12 protein-coding genes and 2 pseudogenes are annotated in these 15,426 nt (G+C 61.7%); 8 read left to right on the top strand and 6 right to left on the bottom strand.

Translation table 11 applies throughout. The features are described 5' to 3' along the window. Window positions 1-13 precede the first annotated feature (13 nt). The 4 genes from PFLQ2_RS12745 to PFLQ2_RS12760 form a co-directional block, all read right to left on the bottom strand. Window positions 14-1,216 (bottom strand): NAD(P)/FAD-dependent oxidoreductase, encoded by a 1,203-nt coding sequence (locus PFLQ2_RS12745; RefSeq protein ID WP_003182247.1) that lies wholly within the window; start codon window positions 1,214-1,216, stop codon window positions 14-16. 246 nt (window positions 1,217-1,462) lie between these two features. Beyond that, the gene (locus PFLQ2_RS12750; RefSeq protein ID WP_033046063.1) at window positions 1,463-1,837 is read right to left on the bottom strand and encodes a response regulator transcription factor; all 375 of its coding nucleotides are present in this window, start codon (window positions 1,835-1,837) and stop codon (window positions 1,463-1,465) included. Between the two features lie 101 nt (window positions 1,838-1,938). Continuing rightward, window positions 1,939-2,589, bottom strand: coding sequence for a response regulator transcription factor (locus PFLQ2_RS12755; protein ID WP_003182243.1), 651 nt, complete (start codon window positions 2,587-2,589; stop codon window positions 1,939-1,941). Continuing rightward, on the bottom strand, window positions 2,586-4,037 hold the full coding sequence (locus PFLQ2_RS12760; protein WP_033046061.1) for an ATP-binding protein: 1,452 nt from the start codon (window positions 4,035-4,037) through the stop codon (window positions 2,586-2,588). Before PFLQ2_RS12760 ends, PFLQ2_RS12755 begins: the two co-directional genes overlap by 4 nt. A gap of 415 nt (window positions 4,038-4,452) precedes the next feature. Between PFLQ2_RS12760 and PFLQ2_RS12765 the strand changes: the two genes are divergently transcribed. After that, a complete protein-coding gene (locus PFLQ2_RS12765) occupies window positions 4,453-5,394 on the top strand; it encodes a LysR family transcriptional regulator (protein WP_083455154.1) in 942 nt (313 codons plus the stop codon). Window positions 5,395-5,423: 29 nt separating this feature from the next. On the opposite strand, the gene PFLQ2_RS12770 is transcribed toward PFLQ2_RS12765, so the two are convergent. Further along, complete coding sequence (locus PFLQ2_RS12770) at window positions 5,424-6,443, bottom strand: GlxA family transcriptional regulator (protein ID WP_003182237.1); 1,020 nt, start codon at window positions 6,441-6,443, stop codon at window positions 5,424-5,426. Between the two features lie 142 nt (window positions 6,444-6,585). On the opposite strand from PFLQ2_RS12770, the gene PFLQ2_RS12775 reads away from it, so the two are divergent. The 5 genes from PFLQ2_RS12775 (at window position 6,586) to PFLQ2_RS12795 (ending at window position 12,419) form a co-directional block, all read left to right on the top strand. Next, window positions 6,586-7,602 (top strand): ABC transporter substrate-binding protein, encoded by a 1,017-nt coding sequence (locus tag PFLQ2_RS12775; RefSeq protein ID WP_033046059.1) that lies wholly within the window; start codon window positions 6,586-6,588, stop codon window positions 7,600-7,602. 112 nt (window positions 7,603-7,714) lie between these two features. Next, on the top strand, window positions 7,715-8,674 hold the full coding sequence (locus PFLQ2_RS12780; protein ID WP_003182232.1) for a helix-turn-helix domain-containing protein: 960 nt from the start codon (window positions 7,715-7,717) through the stop codon (window positions 8,672-8,674). 69 nt (window positions 8,675-8,743) lie between these two features. After that, window positions 8,744-9,676, top strand: coding sequence for a SphA family protein (locus tag PFLQ2_RS12785; RefSeq protein WP_003182230.1), 933 nt, complete (start codon window positions 8,744-8,746; stop codon window positions 9,674-9,676). A 12-nt stretch (window positions 9,677-9,688) separates the two neighbouring features. Then, on the top strand, window positions 9,689-10,936 hold the full coding sequence (locus PFLQ2_RS12790; protein ID WP_003182229.1) for an MFS transporter: 1,248 nt from the start codon (window positions 9,689-9,691) through the stop codon (window positions 10,934-10,936). Window positions 10,937-10,961: 25 nt separating this feature from the next. Continuing rightward, a complete protein-coding gene (locus PFLQ2_RS12795) occupies window positions 10,962-12,419 on the top strand; it encodes an amidase (RefSeq protein WP_003182228.1) in 1,458 nt (485 codons plus the stop codon). Between the two features lie 314 nt (window positions 12,420-12,733). Here PFLQ2_RS12795 and PFLQ2_RS12800 read toward each other — a convergent pair whose 3' ends face one another. After that, window positions 12,734-14,221: an aldehyde dehydrogenase family protein gene (locus tag PFLQ2_RS12800; RefSeq protein ID WP_003182226.1), complete on the bottom strand. Its 1,488-nt coding sequence runs from the start codon at window positions 14,219-14,221 to the stop codon at window positions 12,734-12,736. A gap of 211 nt (window positions 14,222-14,432) precedes the next feature. On the opposite strand from PFLQ2_RS12800, the pseudogene PFLQ2_RS30880 reads away from it, so the two are divergent. After that, window positions 14,433-15,128: pseudogene (locus PFLQ2_RS30880) on the top strand (PAS domain-containing protein); the annotation flags it as partial. Between the two features lie 12 nt (window positions 15,129-15,140). Further along, window positions 15,141-15,392 (top strand): annotated as a pseudogene (locus PFLQ2_RS31005) (methyl-accepting chemotaxis protein); the annotation flags it as partial. Window positions 15,393-15,426 lie beyond the last annotated feature (34 nt).

The following is a 15,426-nucleotide window of genomic DNA, read 5'->3' as shown; positions in this document are numbered from 1 at the left end:
TAGGGACGAGGGCTCAGGCCACCGGAATCGACGGGTCGGCCGCGGCCAGGGCTGCCGCGCGATCGGCGGCGGGCGGGTAGATCCATACGGTGTTGATCTGGGTCTTGAGGTCCTTGGCTTCCTGTCCGACCAGTTTGAGCTGGCGGTCCCAGCCTTCGGTATACACGGCGCCCCAGGCACCCAGGTCCAGGCACGTCACGTATTTGGGTTGGCTGTAGGGCATCGGCGCCACGCCCAGCAGGTCGGCGGCGACGTTGTTGCCGGCATAGCGTCCCAGGGCAATGGCGTGTTGGCAGGACATTGCTGCGTAGTTGCCGAGTGTGTCGGTGGCGGCATAGGCCACGTCACCGGCGGCAAAGATGTGATTCTGGCCCAACACTTTCAAATGGCTGTCGACGTGCAGGCGGCCCTGGTGGTCACGGGTGCCCGGTACATGTTGGGTCAACGGACTGGCCCGGAAACCTACGGTCCAGATCACGGTATTGGATTCGATGCGTTGGCCGTTCGACAGGGTGACGCCGCCAGCGTCCACCGATTCGACCGAGACATTGAGGACCCACTCGATCCCCAGGTGATCGGACGCTTCGATGATGGAGGGGCTGATCCCTTCGCCCAGCGCCGCGCCGATCGTCGGCCCGCGATCCACTACGATGACGCGGATTTTTGCGTCGTCGCCCAGGACAGCGCGCAGGCGTGCGGGCATTTCGGTGGCGGTTTCGATACCGGTGAAGCCGCCGCCAGCCACCACCACGGTGTTGCGGGCCGGGGTGTCCGGCAGGTTCACGAGGGACTTGATGTGGGCTTCGAGACGGCTGGCCGCTTCGATCTGGTCGACATCGAAGGCATGCTCGATCATGCCCTCCAAGTCAGGGCGTGCCAGCTGGCTGCCCGCCGCGAGTACCAGGCGGTCATAGTCCAGTTTGCCCTGGTTGCCGAACACATCGATGTAGCCGACCTGTTTGGCAACGGCGTCGATGCTGCTCGCCGAGCCTTGGACGAATTCCACGCCCACCGCGTCGAACAGGCCCTCCAGCGGGGCCATCATCGTATGAACGTCCGGTTCGTAGAAACGTGGGCGGATGCGCAGTTCCGCCTGGGGTGCCAGGACGGTGACCTGCACGTCATTACGATCATGCTGGTCCAGCAGGCGGACCGCGCTCAGTGCGCTCCAGAGCCCGCCGAAACCTGCGCCGACAACCAGAATATGCTGTTTCATGATGTGCTCCCGAAGACAAAATCGATACGTTGAATGGTTTGATTGTTTCAGCGTGACCGTGTCGCGAAATACCCAAAAGTGCGTGGCGCCAATGATTAACATCAAGCGTATTCAGCTTCGGTTCGCTGCATTGACATCGTATTTGTCGGGCGCGGATTCAACACTTCTACATAAGGTCATCGGGGGTATGCCTGGGTAGGGTGCGATCCATACCAAAGTATGAAAAACCGCCCGCGGCGATGGAAATCAGGTTTGGCGGCCGAGTACCGATTCGATGCAAGCGATCAGCGCAGCACAGTCGAAGGGCTTCGGGAAAAACGCCACTGGCTCGGGCGTGGTTGCGCTGGCTCGGGGCGGTGCGCCGGGGTAGCCAGTGATGAAAATGATCGGGACATCAATGCCCTGGGTCGCCAGTTGATCGTGCATCTGGATGCCCGTCATGCCCGGCATTTGAATGTCCGATATCAGGCAGGCCGTACTTCCCGGCTGGAAGGCAGACAAGAAGTCAAAAGCGTTGGCGTATGTTTTGACGGAATAACCGTGGGACCGTAGCAAGCCATCCAAGGCAATTCGAACCGACTCATCATCATCAATCACAGAAATAATTGCGGTGTTGGACATGTTGATACCTGGGGTTGATATCAGGTGGCCATAAAGGCCACCGCTATCACTGCAAGATACGCCGTCCAACGGTCCCGCCTACTATACGTGGGTATGAACCTTTACTGCCCGGGGCCAAGTTCCAATGCCTGAGCCATGCGGACCAGGTCGGCAAATGAACGTGCAGACATTTTACGCATGGCCTGGCCGCGGTGAATCTTCACGGTGATTTCACTCAAGCCGATCTGCGCGGCGATCTGTTTGTTCATCAAGCCCGACACGGCCAACGCCATCACCTGTTGCTCCCGAGGTGTCAGCGTGGCGTAGAGGCCGAGCAGTTGCTGATGGTTGCGTTCGGATTCGCGCCGCAGCCGGTCTCGCTGATGGGCCGTAGCCACGGCATCGATCAGGTCCTGCTCGCGAAAAGGTTTGGCCAGGAAATCCACCGCCCCAGCCTTCATCGCCCGAACCGTCATGGCGATGTCGCCATGCCCGGTCATGAACACGATGGGCAGGTGGACGCTGGCCAACAGCAGTTGCCGCTGCAAGTCCAGGCCGCTGGTGCCTTGCAGTCGCACATCCAGCACCAGGCAACTGGGCAGGTCGGGCCTGGGGTGTTGCATGAACGCGGCAACCGAGCCGAACAACTCGACCTGCCAGCCCACGGAGCGCAGCAGGCTACCGAGGGATTCGCGCAGGGGCTCATCGTCGTCGACGATATAGACGACCGGGTCGTTGCTGATGGCCGCGCAGTTGGCGTGATGTGAGTTCATGGGAGGCTCCGGGGCAAATCTGCGCAGGCGAGCAACGGCAGTGCGAACCTGAACGAGGTGCCTTGGCCGACCTCGCTGCTGGCCCAGATCCTGCCGCCGTGAAAATCGATGATGGACCGGCAGATGGAAAGGCCCATGCCCAGGCCTTTCTCCCGGGTGGTGAAAAACGCATTGAACAGTGAGGGAAGGATTTCAGGCTCGATACCCGTGCCCTGGTCGGCCACTTCGAGCATGGCCTCGTTGTCTTCCAACCAGGTGCGGATGTGCAACGCTCGGTCGCGAACCTTTACCCCTTCCATCGCGTGGCAGGCATTGATGATCAGGTTGATGATGACTTGCTGCAGTTGCACCCGGTCGGCGCTGATTTGTGCGTCGGCGGTTGCCAGGTCCACATTCGCCTTGACCTTGTGATGGGCCAGTTGCTGCTGGACCAGGCACAGCGTCTCGCTGACGATGTCGTCCAGTTGTTCGGGCCGGCGCAACGGATCGCACTTGCGCGACAGCGCCCTGATGCGGCTGATGACTTCGCTGGCGCGGCAGGCATTGGCGACGATCCGGTCGAGGTTATCAAGGGCTTCCTTGTGATCGGGAACCGGGCGTGCAAGCCACCGTCGGCAGGCTTCGCCGCTGCTGGTGATGGCCGTCAACGGCTGGTTGACTTCGTGGGCAATGGAGGCGGCCATTTCCCCCAGCGAGGTCAGGCGGGTGACGTGGGCCAGTTGGGTCTGGGCCTGGAACAAAGCTTCTTCGGCTTCTTTGCTGGCGGTAATGTCCATGACCGCGCCGAGGTACTGGAAATGGCCGTGCTGGACGAGCAATGGGCTGGCGATCATGTGGATGTGCTTGATGCGCCCGTCAGGCATCAGCAGGCGCAGCTTGGCTTCGATCTGTGGATCGCGGCGGGCCGCCTGCTGGAAAATCCCTCGGACCCGTTCGAGGTCTTCGGGGTGCGTGCGCTCCAGCATCATCGAAACCGTCGGTACCTTGCTCTGCGGGTACTCGAAGATCCGTGCCGATTCCTGGGACCAGGACATTTCCTGCCGATCGCCGCGAAAGCCCAGGCTGCCGGTCTGGCTCAGGCGCTGGGCGCCGATCAGGTAGGCTTCGTTATGGCGCAGGTTGTCCGAAGCCTGTTTGCTGCGCAACGCCAGGAAGGCAATGGCCGACAGCGCTGTCAGGCAGCGAAAGAAACCGGTGGTCGATTCCCAGCGGTGATAGCCGCCGTTATACGCAAACATGGCCGTGAGCAAAAACATGCTGATCAGCGCGACAGCGATGACCAGGTTGATCGAGAACAGATTGGCGGCCATCAACAGCAAGGTGACGTACAGCAGGGTCGGGGCCAGGTCCGAATGGGTTTCGGAGTTGATCACGAAAATCCCGCAGGCCACCACCAGTCCTACCGCCCAGCCCAGGACATTGACCAGCGGGTTGGTGCTGATCCCCATCGCGGGCCGGGGTCCCATCTGGCTTGGGCTGTACCGAAGGCTCTCATAGACGCTTTTGAACATCGCGGTGGGTAGGGGCACGCTGGTAGACCTTCTGTTTTACTCGGTCTCGCTCTGGAAGGCCGGGAGACAGAGCATCGCTTCGTATCTTAGAAGCGCCCCTTTGCGCCAGGTAGGACATAAAACCCTGAAATCGCGCCACGCCCCGACTGACGCGGCCCGGCAGCAAGGGATGCATACCGAAGTATCAAAGAGGCTGCCCAAAAGGGTGAGTCACCCGTCCCGATGTACGACAGACACTGGCCCGGCTGCCTAATAACCTTTCTACACCGTTTCGCCGCCGTGCCTTGATGAAGGCGCAGGCGATGATCTTGTCCACTCCTGACTCAACGGCCTGGTGCCTGGGGCGACGACTATGATGAACAGAAATGACCTGCGTCGTGCTGACATCAATCTGCTGGTTGTCTTCGAAACCATGATGCACGAGCAAAATGTCACGCGCGTCAGCGAAAAGCTGTTCCTGGGGCAGCCAACGATCAGCAGCGCCCTGGCGCGCTTGCGGTTGATGTTCGATGACCCATTGTTCATTCGCTCGGGGCGGCTGATGGAGCCAACCTCGCGAGCCCAAGAGATCTTTTGCAACCTGTCCCCGGCGCTGGATGGCATCGCCGCGGCCTTGAGTCGCTGCCAGGCGTTCGATCCGGGGACCAGCGAGGCAACGTTCCATATCGGGCTGTCCGATGATGTCGAATACGCGTTGCTGCCGGACCTGCTGCGCCGCCTGCGGGTCGAGGCGCCTGGCACCCGGCTGGTGGTGCGCCGGGCCGATCAGTGGCAACTGCCGCAGTTGTTGATCAACGGGGAAATTTCCCTGGGCATCAGCCACACCCTGGAGTTGCCGGCCAATGCCCGGCGCAAGGCGCTGCGCCCGATTCGCCCGATGCTGCTACGGGCCGATTCGCAACCCGGCGAGCTGACCTTGGAGGAGTTCTGCTGCCGGCCCCATGCGGTGGTGTCGTCCATGGGCAATGTCATCGACGATTCGGACCGCGCCCTGTGCCTGATGGGCCACGAGCGCCGGGTGGTGCTGACGGTACCGCACTTCAGCGCATTGCCCGTATTGCTGGCCGGCAGCGACATGATCGCCATCGTGCCGGATTACGTCGCCAGGGCGATGGCGGTGGCGACGGGGCTGCGTGCACAAGCGGCGCCCATTGAATTACCTGAGCACGCGCTGTCCATGGTCTGGCGTGGCGTCTCGCACAATGATCCGGGGGAGCGCTGGCTGCGCTCCCGTTGCAGCGCGCTGCTGGCCGAGCAGGCCGATTCGCAGGCGCCGCCCAGGAAAGTCGCCTGACAGCAGCGGCAGCCGATAGGCGACGAACCTTAGCGGGAAAACCGATTGCGATAGTCACGCGGAGAAATCGCCAAATGGCGCTGGAAGGTGTGGCGCATGCGTTCCTCGTCGCCGAAACCGCAGGTTCGAGCGATCTGATCGATGTTGCGCTGGGAGTCTTCCAGCAACCGGCGCGCCGCTTCGAGGCGGAACAGCTCGACGGCCTTGGCCGGGGTTCGTCCGGTCTGGCGTTTATAGACACGGGTGAAATTGCGCGGGCTCATCCGGGCTTGTCGGGCCAAGCGTTCGATGGTCAGGTTGTCGTCGCCCAGGTGTTCGGTAATCCAGACGTGCAGCTCGTCGAACCCGGCGCTGTCCTGCATTTGCAGCTGCAACATTTGGCTGAACTGTGCTTGTCCGCCCGGACGCTTGAGGTAAATCACCAATTCACGGGCCACCTGCAGGGCCACATCGCGACCGCAATCGGCTTCGACCAGCGCCAGGGCCATGTCGATGCCGGCGCTGACCCCCGCCGAGGTCCACACGCTGTCTTGCTGGATGAAGATCGCATCCAGATCCACTTCAACCGATGGGAAGCCGCTCTTGAGCATGTCGCACATGGCCCAGTGAGTGGCGGCTCGTCGACCATCCAATAACCCGGCCTGGGCCATCAGGAAAGTGCCGCTGCATACCGAGGCGGTGCGCCGGGCTCTGGCCGAGGCATTTTGCAGCCAAGCCACCAGTTCGACGCAGTCGATCATCGCCTGGCGTATATCCGGTGCGCCGGGCACGATCAGCGTGTCGATGGCCGCACCGTCGAACTGACGCAGGGACCCGGTATCCACCACCAAGCCCTCGGCTGTTTGCATCAGCCCACCGTCCAGGCTTGCGGTGTGGATCCGATAACCGGGCAAGCCGCGTTCGGTCATGGCTTTGGTCGCTGCCCAAAAAACCGTCTGGGCGCCAGTCAGGTCCAGCAGGCCCATTTGCGGGTACGCCAGGAACACCAGCGTGCGCGGTTGGGTGATCGATTCGGCGGCGACGCCAATGTTGCTGATGAATTCATTCATGGTCGTGTCTTGGTCTGCGTTGGAAGTCGAACGGCCCGGCATTGAAATTTGAGTGCTATTGATATGCCATACAGGTATTTAAATTATTATTTTTATAGCTTTAAAGTCGTGCCCTGGTTTTTTCCACTGACTGTGAGGTTCCATGGCTATGGCTTTCAAGCGTTCTGCGCTCACTGTGTGCTTCGTTTCCCTGGCGGCAGGTTTTTTGCTCGGCCCCACGGCTCGGGCGGAAGGCAAGATCAGCATCGCCCAGCAGTTCGGTATCGGTTACCTGATCCTTGACGTCGTCCGTGACCAGCAGCTCATCGAGAAGCATGGCAAGGCACAGGGCCTGGATATCAAGGTCGATTGGAACAGTATCTCAGGCGCGACGGCCATGAACGAGGCCTTGCTCACCGGTGCCCTGGACGTTGTGTCAGCGGGCGTTCCGCCGATGCTGACGATCTGGGACCGGACCCGTGGCAAGCAGAACGTCAAGGCCATCGCTTCGCTGGGCTCGATGCCCAATTATCTACTCACCAACAACCCGGATGTGAAGACCCTCAAGGATTTTACCGACAAGGACCGCATCGCCGTGCCAGCGGCGGGCGTCGGCTTCCAGTCGCGTACGTTACAGCTTGAAACGGCCAAGGTTTTCGGGAACGACCAATACAAGAAGTTCGATGACATCTCGGTCAGCCTGCCGCACCCGGATGCGACGGCGGCGCTGATTGCCGGCAAATCGGAGATCAACGCGCATTTTTCCAGCCCGCCATTCCAGTACCAGGCGCTGCAGAGCCCCAACGTGCACAAGGTGCTCAGCTCCTATGACGTACTGGGCGGGCCGGCGACGTTCAATGTGCTCTACACCACGGAAAAATTCCACGACGAGAACCCCAAGACCTACCAGGCGTTCTACGACGCGCTGGTGGAAGCGCAAAGCATCATCAAGGCCGACAAGCCCGCCGCCGCCCAGACGTACATCCGCGTGGAACAATCGAAGTTGCCGCTGGCGCTGGTGGAAAAGATCGTGACCGACCCCGAGATCGACTTCACCGTGGTGCCGCAACGCACCTACATCTACGCCGAGAAGTTGCATGAATTGGGTGTGCTGAAAAACAAGGCGGACAGCTGGAAGGATTACTTCTTTGAGCAAGCCCATGCCGATGCCGGTAGCTGAGACACCGGACGGCTAGCCGTTTTCGGCACAATTGAATGACTTGCCCGTGTGGCGGAATGGAACTTGCCTGACTTTTGACCCGTTAACCCTGGAATCATCAAAGGTCGGGTCAATGAACAACGACAACATGCCGCCGCCGATCAATCGGTTCCGCACCGCAGACATCGACGAGCACGCCCGGAACATGGGTGGCTGGCAGGTTAGCTACGACCAGTTGACCCCGGGACGCTTCGAAGGTGAGCTGGTCGAGTTCCGCTCGGACTGGATGCAACTGGTGCGCGACCGCTCTAACCAGGCCCTGACCAAGCAAGGCACGGCATGGGAAGGGGCTATTACCTTCAGCGTGCCGTTGAGTGCGAGCGGACCGGTATTTTGCTGCGGCCATCCGATTATCGAACCCAGCCTGTTGGTTGCCCGAGGCCACAACCTTCCCGAACTGCGCACCCCCCAGCATCTTGACCTGCTTGGTGTCGCTGTCGACGAGCGGGCCCTGGAGCATGTGCTGGAGCGCCAGGGCAGTCGCTTTCGAATTACCGATCTTCCCAGGTGTTACCGCCTGGCCGACTCGTCGCTGCCGGCAGAACTGGCGGCGCTGTTCGATGAGCTCGAAGGGGGCGAACGGGGGCGCGATTCGCTGCTGGGCTACGAGTCGATCCGCCGAGGCCTGCGCGATACGGTGATGTTGCAATTGCTGGAGCTGGTGGCGCCGGATGAGGCGCCGCCGCTCAACCCCACAGCGCGCAAACGCATGGTCGACCGGGCGCGGGAGTATGCCTTGGGCCATGTCGATGAACCGCTGTCGATTCTCGACCTGTGCAATCACATCGGCGCCAGCCGGCGCAAATTGCAGTACTGCTTCCAGGAAACCCTGGGCATCAACCCGGTGGCCTATTTGCGGGCGCTGCGCCTCAATGCCGTGCGCCGGGAATTGCGCCATGGCGATCAGGCCCATGGCGTACAGGAGGTCGCGGCGCGCTGGGGATTCTGGCATTTGAGCCGATTCTCCAGCGATTATCGGGTCCTGTTTGGCGAGACCCCATCGCAAACCTTGCGCCGCACGCATCTGTGCTGAAAACGGATAACGGCTCACAGGCCGGCTCCCTAGGATGACCCCAACACCACATGGTTAGAGGGGCATTCGATGAATCAGAATAAAACAATAAACGCCTGGCGCTGTACGTGGTTCACCTTGGGGTTGATCGGTCTCTGTACCGCTGCCCATGGCACCGAAAATGGCGCACCGACCACGGCGGTCGGTGTCTATGATTTCGGCGCAGGGATGATGCCGCCGGCTACACCCTTCGGTACCGTGGGCCTGCGCACAGCGTTCTATTCGGCCAATGTGCAGAAAGATCGCCACGGCAAATCACTGGATAACAATTTCTCCCTGGACGTGTTGTCCATCGGCGTCGCCTACATGCGCATGACCGATTACACCGTGCTCGGCGCCCAGTATGGCTTCGGTACCGTGGTGCCGTTTTTCCAGATGGACGCCTCGGTACAGGTGCAGACGCCTGTCGGCCCGCTGAACCTTGAAGCCGATCCGTTTCGCATGGCCGACATCCAAGTGCTGCCGTTGATCCTGCAGTGGACGCTTTCGCCTAACCTGTTCGTCAATGCCCAGTTCCAGGTCCAGGCCCCCACAGGCGACTACGACAAGAATCGCTTGATCTCCCCGGGCCTGAACCACTGGACCTTCTCGCCGATCCTCAACGCCACGTACATCTCCGACAGCGGCTTTGAGGTGTCTTCAAGCTTCGAAGCCGACATCAATACCCGCAACCATGACACCGACTACAAAAACGGCGTCGAGTACCGTCATGAATTCGCCGTGGGCCAGCACGTCGGGCCATGGACCCTGGGCGTGGGCGGCTATTACTACCGGCAATTCACCGATGACGATGCACCAGGCCTGGAACCGGGCAATCGCGCCCGGGTATTGGCCGTCGGTCCGGCGGTGAGCTACTTCAAGCCGGGCATGCCCCCGGTGTGGCTGCACGTCTACAAGGAGCTTGACGCGCGCAACCGCGCCGAGGGCTACACGACGGCGCTGCGCATTTCCCAAAGCTTCTGAAGGAGGCTCGCCATGAATCAATCAAGTGTCGTTCCAACGGCGGCCACCGGATCCCGGCTGGCGGGTCTCCGTGAAGGGCTGGTGCTGATGCTCGGCAGCAGCCTGACAATCATGGGTTCGGTGATGGTCGCACCGATCCTGCCCAGGCTGGGCGCCGAATTTGGCCCCGTCGAGCCTCGCGCCGATCTGCTGGTGCCGCTGGCAATCACTGGGCCGGCCCTGGCGATTGCCCTGTGCGCCCCGTTGGCCGGCTGGCTGGCGGACCGGGTCGGGCGCAAGGCCTTGCTGTTGATCGCTACGTTGCTCTATGCCTTGCTCGGCGCGCTGCCGGCCATGCTCGATAGCCTGCCGTCGATTGTCGGAGTCCGGCTGTTGTTTGGCTGCGCCGAGGCAGCCGTGATGACCTGCTGCGCCACGCTGATCGCGGACTACTGGCATGGCGAGGAACGCCTGCGCTACGTGAACCGGCAGGTGGTGACTATCGGTCTGGTGGGCGCGCTGTTTTTTGTGGTGGGCGGTGCGCTCGGCGAGCACTCCTGGCGTGCGCCGTTCCTGTTGTATTTGCTGCCGCTGCTGTTGGTGCCGGTAATGATGAAAGTGCTCTGGGAGCCGCCGGTGACGCAGCGGCAAGGGGTTGAGCAAAGGGGTGATGAGCCGGGGCCGGCCAAGGTCGCGGTGCTGCAACTGGTGGTCGGTTATTTGATGGTTCTTGGCGGCATGGTGCTGACTTTCGTTGTGCCAATCCAGGCGCCGACGTTATTGGTCGGCCTGGGCATCACATCGAGCACGATGATCGGTCTGGCTTCGGGGCTGAGCTTGTTGGCGACCCTGGGCGGCTCGTTGATGTGGCCGTTGTTGCGTCGCCGCTTTGGTATCGCCGGTTGCAACGCGCTGTTGCTGGGCTTGCTAGGTATCGGGTTATGGCTGCTGATGCGCGGGCAGAGCTACAACGCCGTGCTGGTAGCCGTGCTCGTCCAGGGGCTGGGATCCGGCCTGCTGGTGCCCAATGTAATGGCGCCGGTCATGAATGCCCTGACCTCCAGCACTCGCGGGCGCGGCTTGGGCGGCTTCACCTCATGCCTGTACATCGGCCAGTTCGTCAGCCCGCTGGTGGTGGCCTTTGTAATCAGCTTCGCCGGCGACCTGCGCCACGCCATCCAGTGGCTAGCGCTCGCCAGTTTTGTCGCGGCACTGCTCTGGGTCCTGGCCGGGTTGCGAGCCCGGGGCCAGGGCCAGGCAAGCACGGTCGGATCACGTTAATCGTCACGAATAAGGAATCTGAAGCATGGGTATGCAAGACATTCACCATTTGATGGATCGTGAGGACGGCACGGCATTGGCCGAGTGGGTCAGGCGCGCAGAGGTCCAGCCTGGGGAACTGCTGGAGGTGGCCATCGAACGCCTGGAACGGGTCGAGCCACAACTCAATGCCGTGGCCGAGCGCTTGTACGATGCCGCTCGCGAAGCGTCGCGCACCCCGCAGGCCGGGCAAGGCTTGTTGGCCGGTGTGCCGACTTTGATCAAGGACTTGTTTTCGCCGGTCAATGGTGCGGCCATGACCAACGGCTCGCGGTCGCTCGGCGATTTTCGCGCGGACTTTGAATCGGACGTTGTGACGCGGCTGCGGCGTGCTGGCTGCCAGGTGATGGGCACCAGTACGTCGCCGGAATTTGGTACGTCGTACTCCACCGAGTCTTCGCGCTTCGGCGCCACACGCAACCCTTGGAACACCGGCCACAGTGCTGGTGGCTCCAGCGGTGGCGCCGCGGCGCTGGTGGCGGCACGAGTGGTGCCATTCGCCCACGGCAACGATGGTGGTGGCTCGTTACGGGTGCCGGCGTCTTGCTGTGGCGTTTTTGGCTTCAAGCCCAGCCGTGGCTTGCTGCCGTCGGGACCGATGGTGGGCGAGGGGTGGGCCGGGATGGGCACGCCGCATGCGATCACCCTGTCGGTGCGCGACAGCGCCGCGTTGCTGGACGCCACTGCCGGGATGGACTTGGGCGCACCCTATGCCGCCCCGATCCAGTCCCTGCCGTATGTGACGGCGGTGCAGCGCGATCCTAAGCCGTTGCGCATTGCCCTGGTTGAACAGCTAGGTCCTTGGCCTACTTCGCCGCAAAGCCTGCAGGCGGTGGGCGAGGCCGCGCGGTTGTGCGAATCCTTGGGCCACCGTGTCGAACCGGTGAGCCTGCCGGTGGGGTTGTTGGAGTTTCTCGATCATGTCTTCACCATCATCGGCGCGAGCACTCGCCACTATGTCGACCTGTTGGGCCAGATGCGTGGGTTTGCCGTGCAAGCCGAAGAACTGGAGGTGCGCACGCGGATCATTCTGCGGGACAAGGGCAACGTCAGCGGCGCCCAGTACGCCGCCGCTGTGGAATGGATTCATGCCCTGGGCCGGCAATTGGCGATATTCATGCAGGACTACGATGTGATCCTGACCCCGGTCCTGACCCGAGAGCCGGTACGGATTGGCGAACTGGACCTGCAGGACGTTTGCATGAGCCTTGATCAACTGCTCGAGCGCTACCACAGCTACTCGCCATTCACCGCGTTGTTCAACGCCAGCGGTCAACCGGCAATGTCGGTACCGTTGTCCTGGAGCGCCAATGGCCTGCCAATGGGCGCGCACTTTGCCGGTCGCTTTGGCGAGGAAAGCACCTTGCTGAGCCTGGCCGCACAACTGGAACGCGCCCAACCGTGGCGCGGCCGGATGCCCGCCGTCAACGCCTGCCACAGCTGACCTGAAACCTGTGGGAGCGTGCTTGCTCGCGATAGCGGAGTTTCAGCTGGCATCGATGGCGAATCTGCCGCCGCCATCGCGAGCAAGCTCGCTCCCACAGGTATTGCTGCTCACCCAAGAAGTAGATCCCCCGGTGGCGAGGGAGCTTGCTCCCGCTGGGCTGCGCAGCAGCCCCAACCCAAAGCATGCGGTGCATCAGATTGACCGAGGTGACTGGATTGGGGCCGCTGCGCGACCCAGCGGGGATAAATCCCCTCGCCACCGGGGGATGGATCACTCTTGGGTGCGTGGCAGGAGCTTTCTGCAGCCTTCGATCAGTAACGAATCATCACCGATTTCAGTTCGGTGTAGTCGTCGATGAAGGCGCTGCCGAATTCGCGGCCCATTCCGGACGATTTACTGCCGCCAAAGGGGACGGCCGGGTCGAGCAGGGTGTGCATGTTCACCCAGACGGTGCCGGCTTCGATGGCGGGCACCATGCGCAGGGCCTTGCCCAGGTCGTTGGTCCAGAGACTGGCGCTGAGGCCGTAGGGGGTGTCGTTCATCAAATCCAGCAGTTCTTCCTCGCTGTCATAAGGGAAAAACGTCGCGATTGGTCCAAAGGTTTCTTCGTTGAGCAAGGCGTCGTCGCGGCGATTGGCGAAGATGATAGTTGGTTCGACGTAGCAGCCAGGTCCTTCCATCAGCTTGCCGCCATGAATGATGGTGTTGTTCTGCGCCCGGGCCCTGACAAAGAACTCTCCGAGTTTTTGTTGATGCTGGCGATGGGTGACCGGGCCGAACTCGGTGCGTTCGTCCAGGGGCGAGCCGATGTTGAGTTTGCCCAGGCGCTGGGCCAGTGAATCCATGATCGGCTCGATTTGCGAGCGGTGGACGAAGAACCGTTCCGCGGCGGCGCAGATTTGTCCCGAATGGAGGAAGCCTGCTTCGATGATGCCGTTGACGGCCACCTCCGTATCGATGTCCCGCAGGAACCCCGCTGAATTTTTTCCTCCAAGTTCCAGGGTTGCACGGGTCAGCCCGGCCCCCATGGCCGCTCGGCCCACCGCGATACCGGTGGGCACAGAGCCGGTGAATGACACCTTGTTGGTGCCTGGATGCTCGATCAGCCCCTTGCCCACTTGTCCGCCACCGGTCAGCACGTTCAGCGCCCCCGCCGGCAATCCCGCTTCGATGGCCAGTTCGGCGACACGCAGAATGGTCAATGGGGTGAATTCGCTGGGTTTGATGATGATGCTGCAACCAGTCACCAGGGCTGACGCAAGTTTCCAGATGGCGATCATGGTGGAGAAATTCCACGGCACGATACCGACCACCACCCCGACCGGTTCGCGCAAGGTGAACGCGGTGTAGCGCTCACCGGCGAAGGAGGGCAGCGACGGAGTGATGGTCTCGCCATTGATCTTGGTGGCCCAGCCGGCGTAATAACGCAGGAAATGCGCTGCCTGGTCGACCTCAAAGGCACGGGAAATCTGGATGATTTTCCCCGACTGGCAGGTTTCGATCTGCGCCAGCTCTTCGCGGTGCCGCTCCAACAGGTCCGCCAGCTTCAGCAACACCAGGCCTCGGACCGCCGGTGCCGCCTGGGACCATTGCTTGAAGCCACGCCGGGACGACTCCACCGCCGCATCGATATCGCCGCCAGTGGCATCGCTCACCTGTGCGATGACTCGACCGGTGGCCGGGTTGATGACGTCCAGTGTCTGGCTGCCTTGGCTTTCGACGTAGCGCCCGTCGATGAACAGTGCATGGTGTCGGCCAAGAAAGGCTTCGACCTGAGGCAGCAGGGCAATATCGCTCATGAGTATTTCCTGATCGCGAACAAGGGAAAGCCATGAGGTTAATCCGTGGCGGTCGGGACGGCTTGACTGAGCCTGCCGCCCGGTATGTCTGTGGCTGCCAGCCCGGCAAGGCTGGCAGCCAGGAACAAGGATCGTTGCAGGCAGGTACAAGCCAGCATGGCCGGTTTGCGGTCAGATCAGTGTTTTGACTCGATGGACAAAGGGGCGGGTGATGTTTCTCCAGACCAACAAACACAAGCGTGCGTTGATTGCACAGGTGCAGCGGGCGCTGGCCGGAGAGACGGATGACACACCGATGCTCGACGACTATCCGCCGCTGCGCACGGTGCTTGAGCAGTACCCTCGACAGATGGCGAGCATCACTGCGAACCTGCTTCAGGCGCAAACGCAAGTGCAGGATCAGACCCTGCGCTGGCAGCAGATTGAAAGCGAGTTGCACAGGACCCGCCAGCAACTGGAGCAAGCCCGGGAGCGCGAGGGGATTCTTGAGGTTCGTCTGGATGAGCATACCCGGCAATTGCAGCAACAACGCCAGGAAGCGCAAGTCTGGGAGTTGCTGCAATCGACCCTGACCGAAGGCTGCTGGGACATCAATGTGGTCAACGGCGATCTCCAGCATCCGGCCAGTTGCATGCGTTTTTCCAGTCAGTTTCGCTCGCTGCTGGGCTACGGGCCTGACGAATTGCCGGACGGCTGGGATGCGCAAGTCGGCATCACCCACCCGGACGACCTGCCGAAGATCATGGCGATTTTCGACCGGGAAATCCTCGGTCTCCAGGGCAGCGGCGAGTACGTATTCGAGTACCGCATGCGCCATAAGAGCCGGGATTACATCTGGTGCCGCGAGCGTGGACGCGCCGTGCGGGACCCACAAGGACGGCTGGTCCGTGTCATTGGCGCGGTGCGTGATATCAGCGATGAACGCTCGGCCCTATCCACCCATCAGCGCATGCTGGAACAGAACCAGGTGACCTACGCCCAGATCGCCACAGTGGTAGGCGTGATCAAGGGTATTGCCGACCAGACCAACCTGTTGGCGCTAAACGCAGCGATCGAGGCGGCCAGGGCGGGAGAGGTCGGGCGCGGTTTTTCGGTGGTGGCCGATGAAGTGCGCAAGTTGGCGGAAAGCACCCGCCAGGCGACGCATCAGATACAGACCATGCTGCACCAGCACAAGTAAACCGGGTGATCGCGCCACCCCTTGA

It is taken from the genome of Pseudomonas fluorescens Q2-87, assembly GCF_000281895.1.
GTDB classification, from domain to species: domain Bacteria; phylum Pseudomonadota; class Gammaproteobacteria; order Pseudomonadales; family Pseudomonadaceae; genus Aquipseudomonas; species Aquipseudomonas fluorescens_S.
The sequence above is the reverse complement of the archived record's forward strand: the minus strand, read 5'-3'. Positions and strand labels throughout refer to the sequence as shown.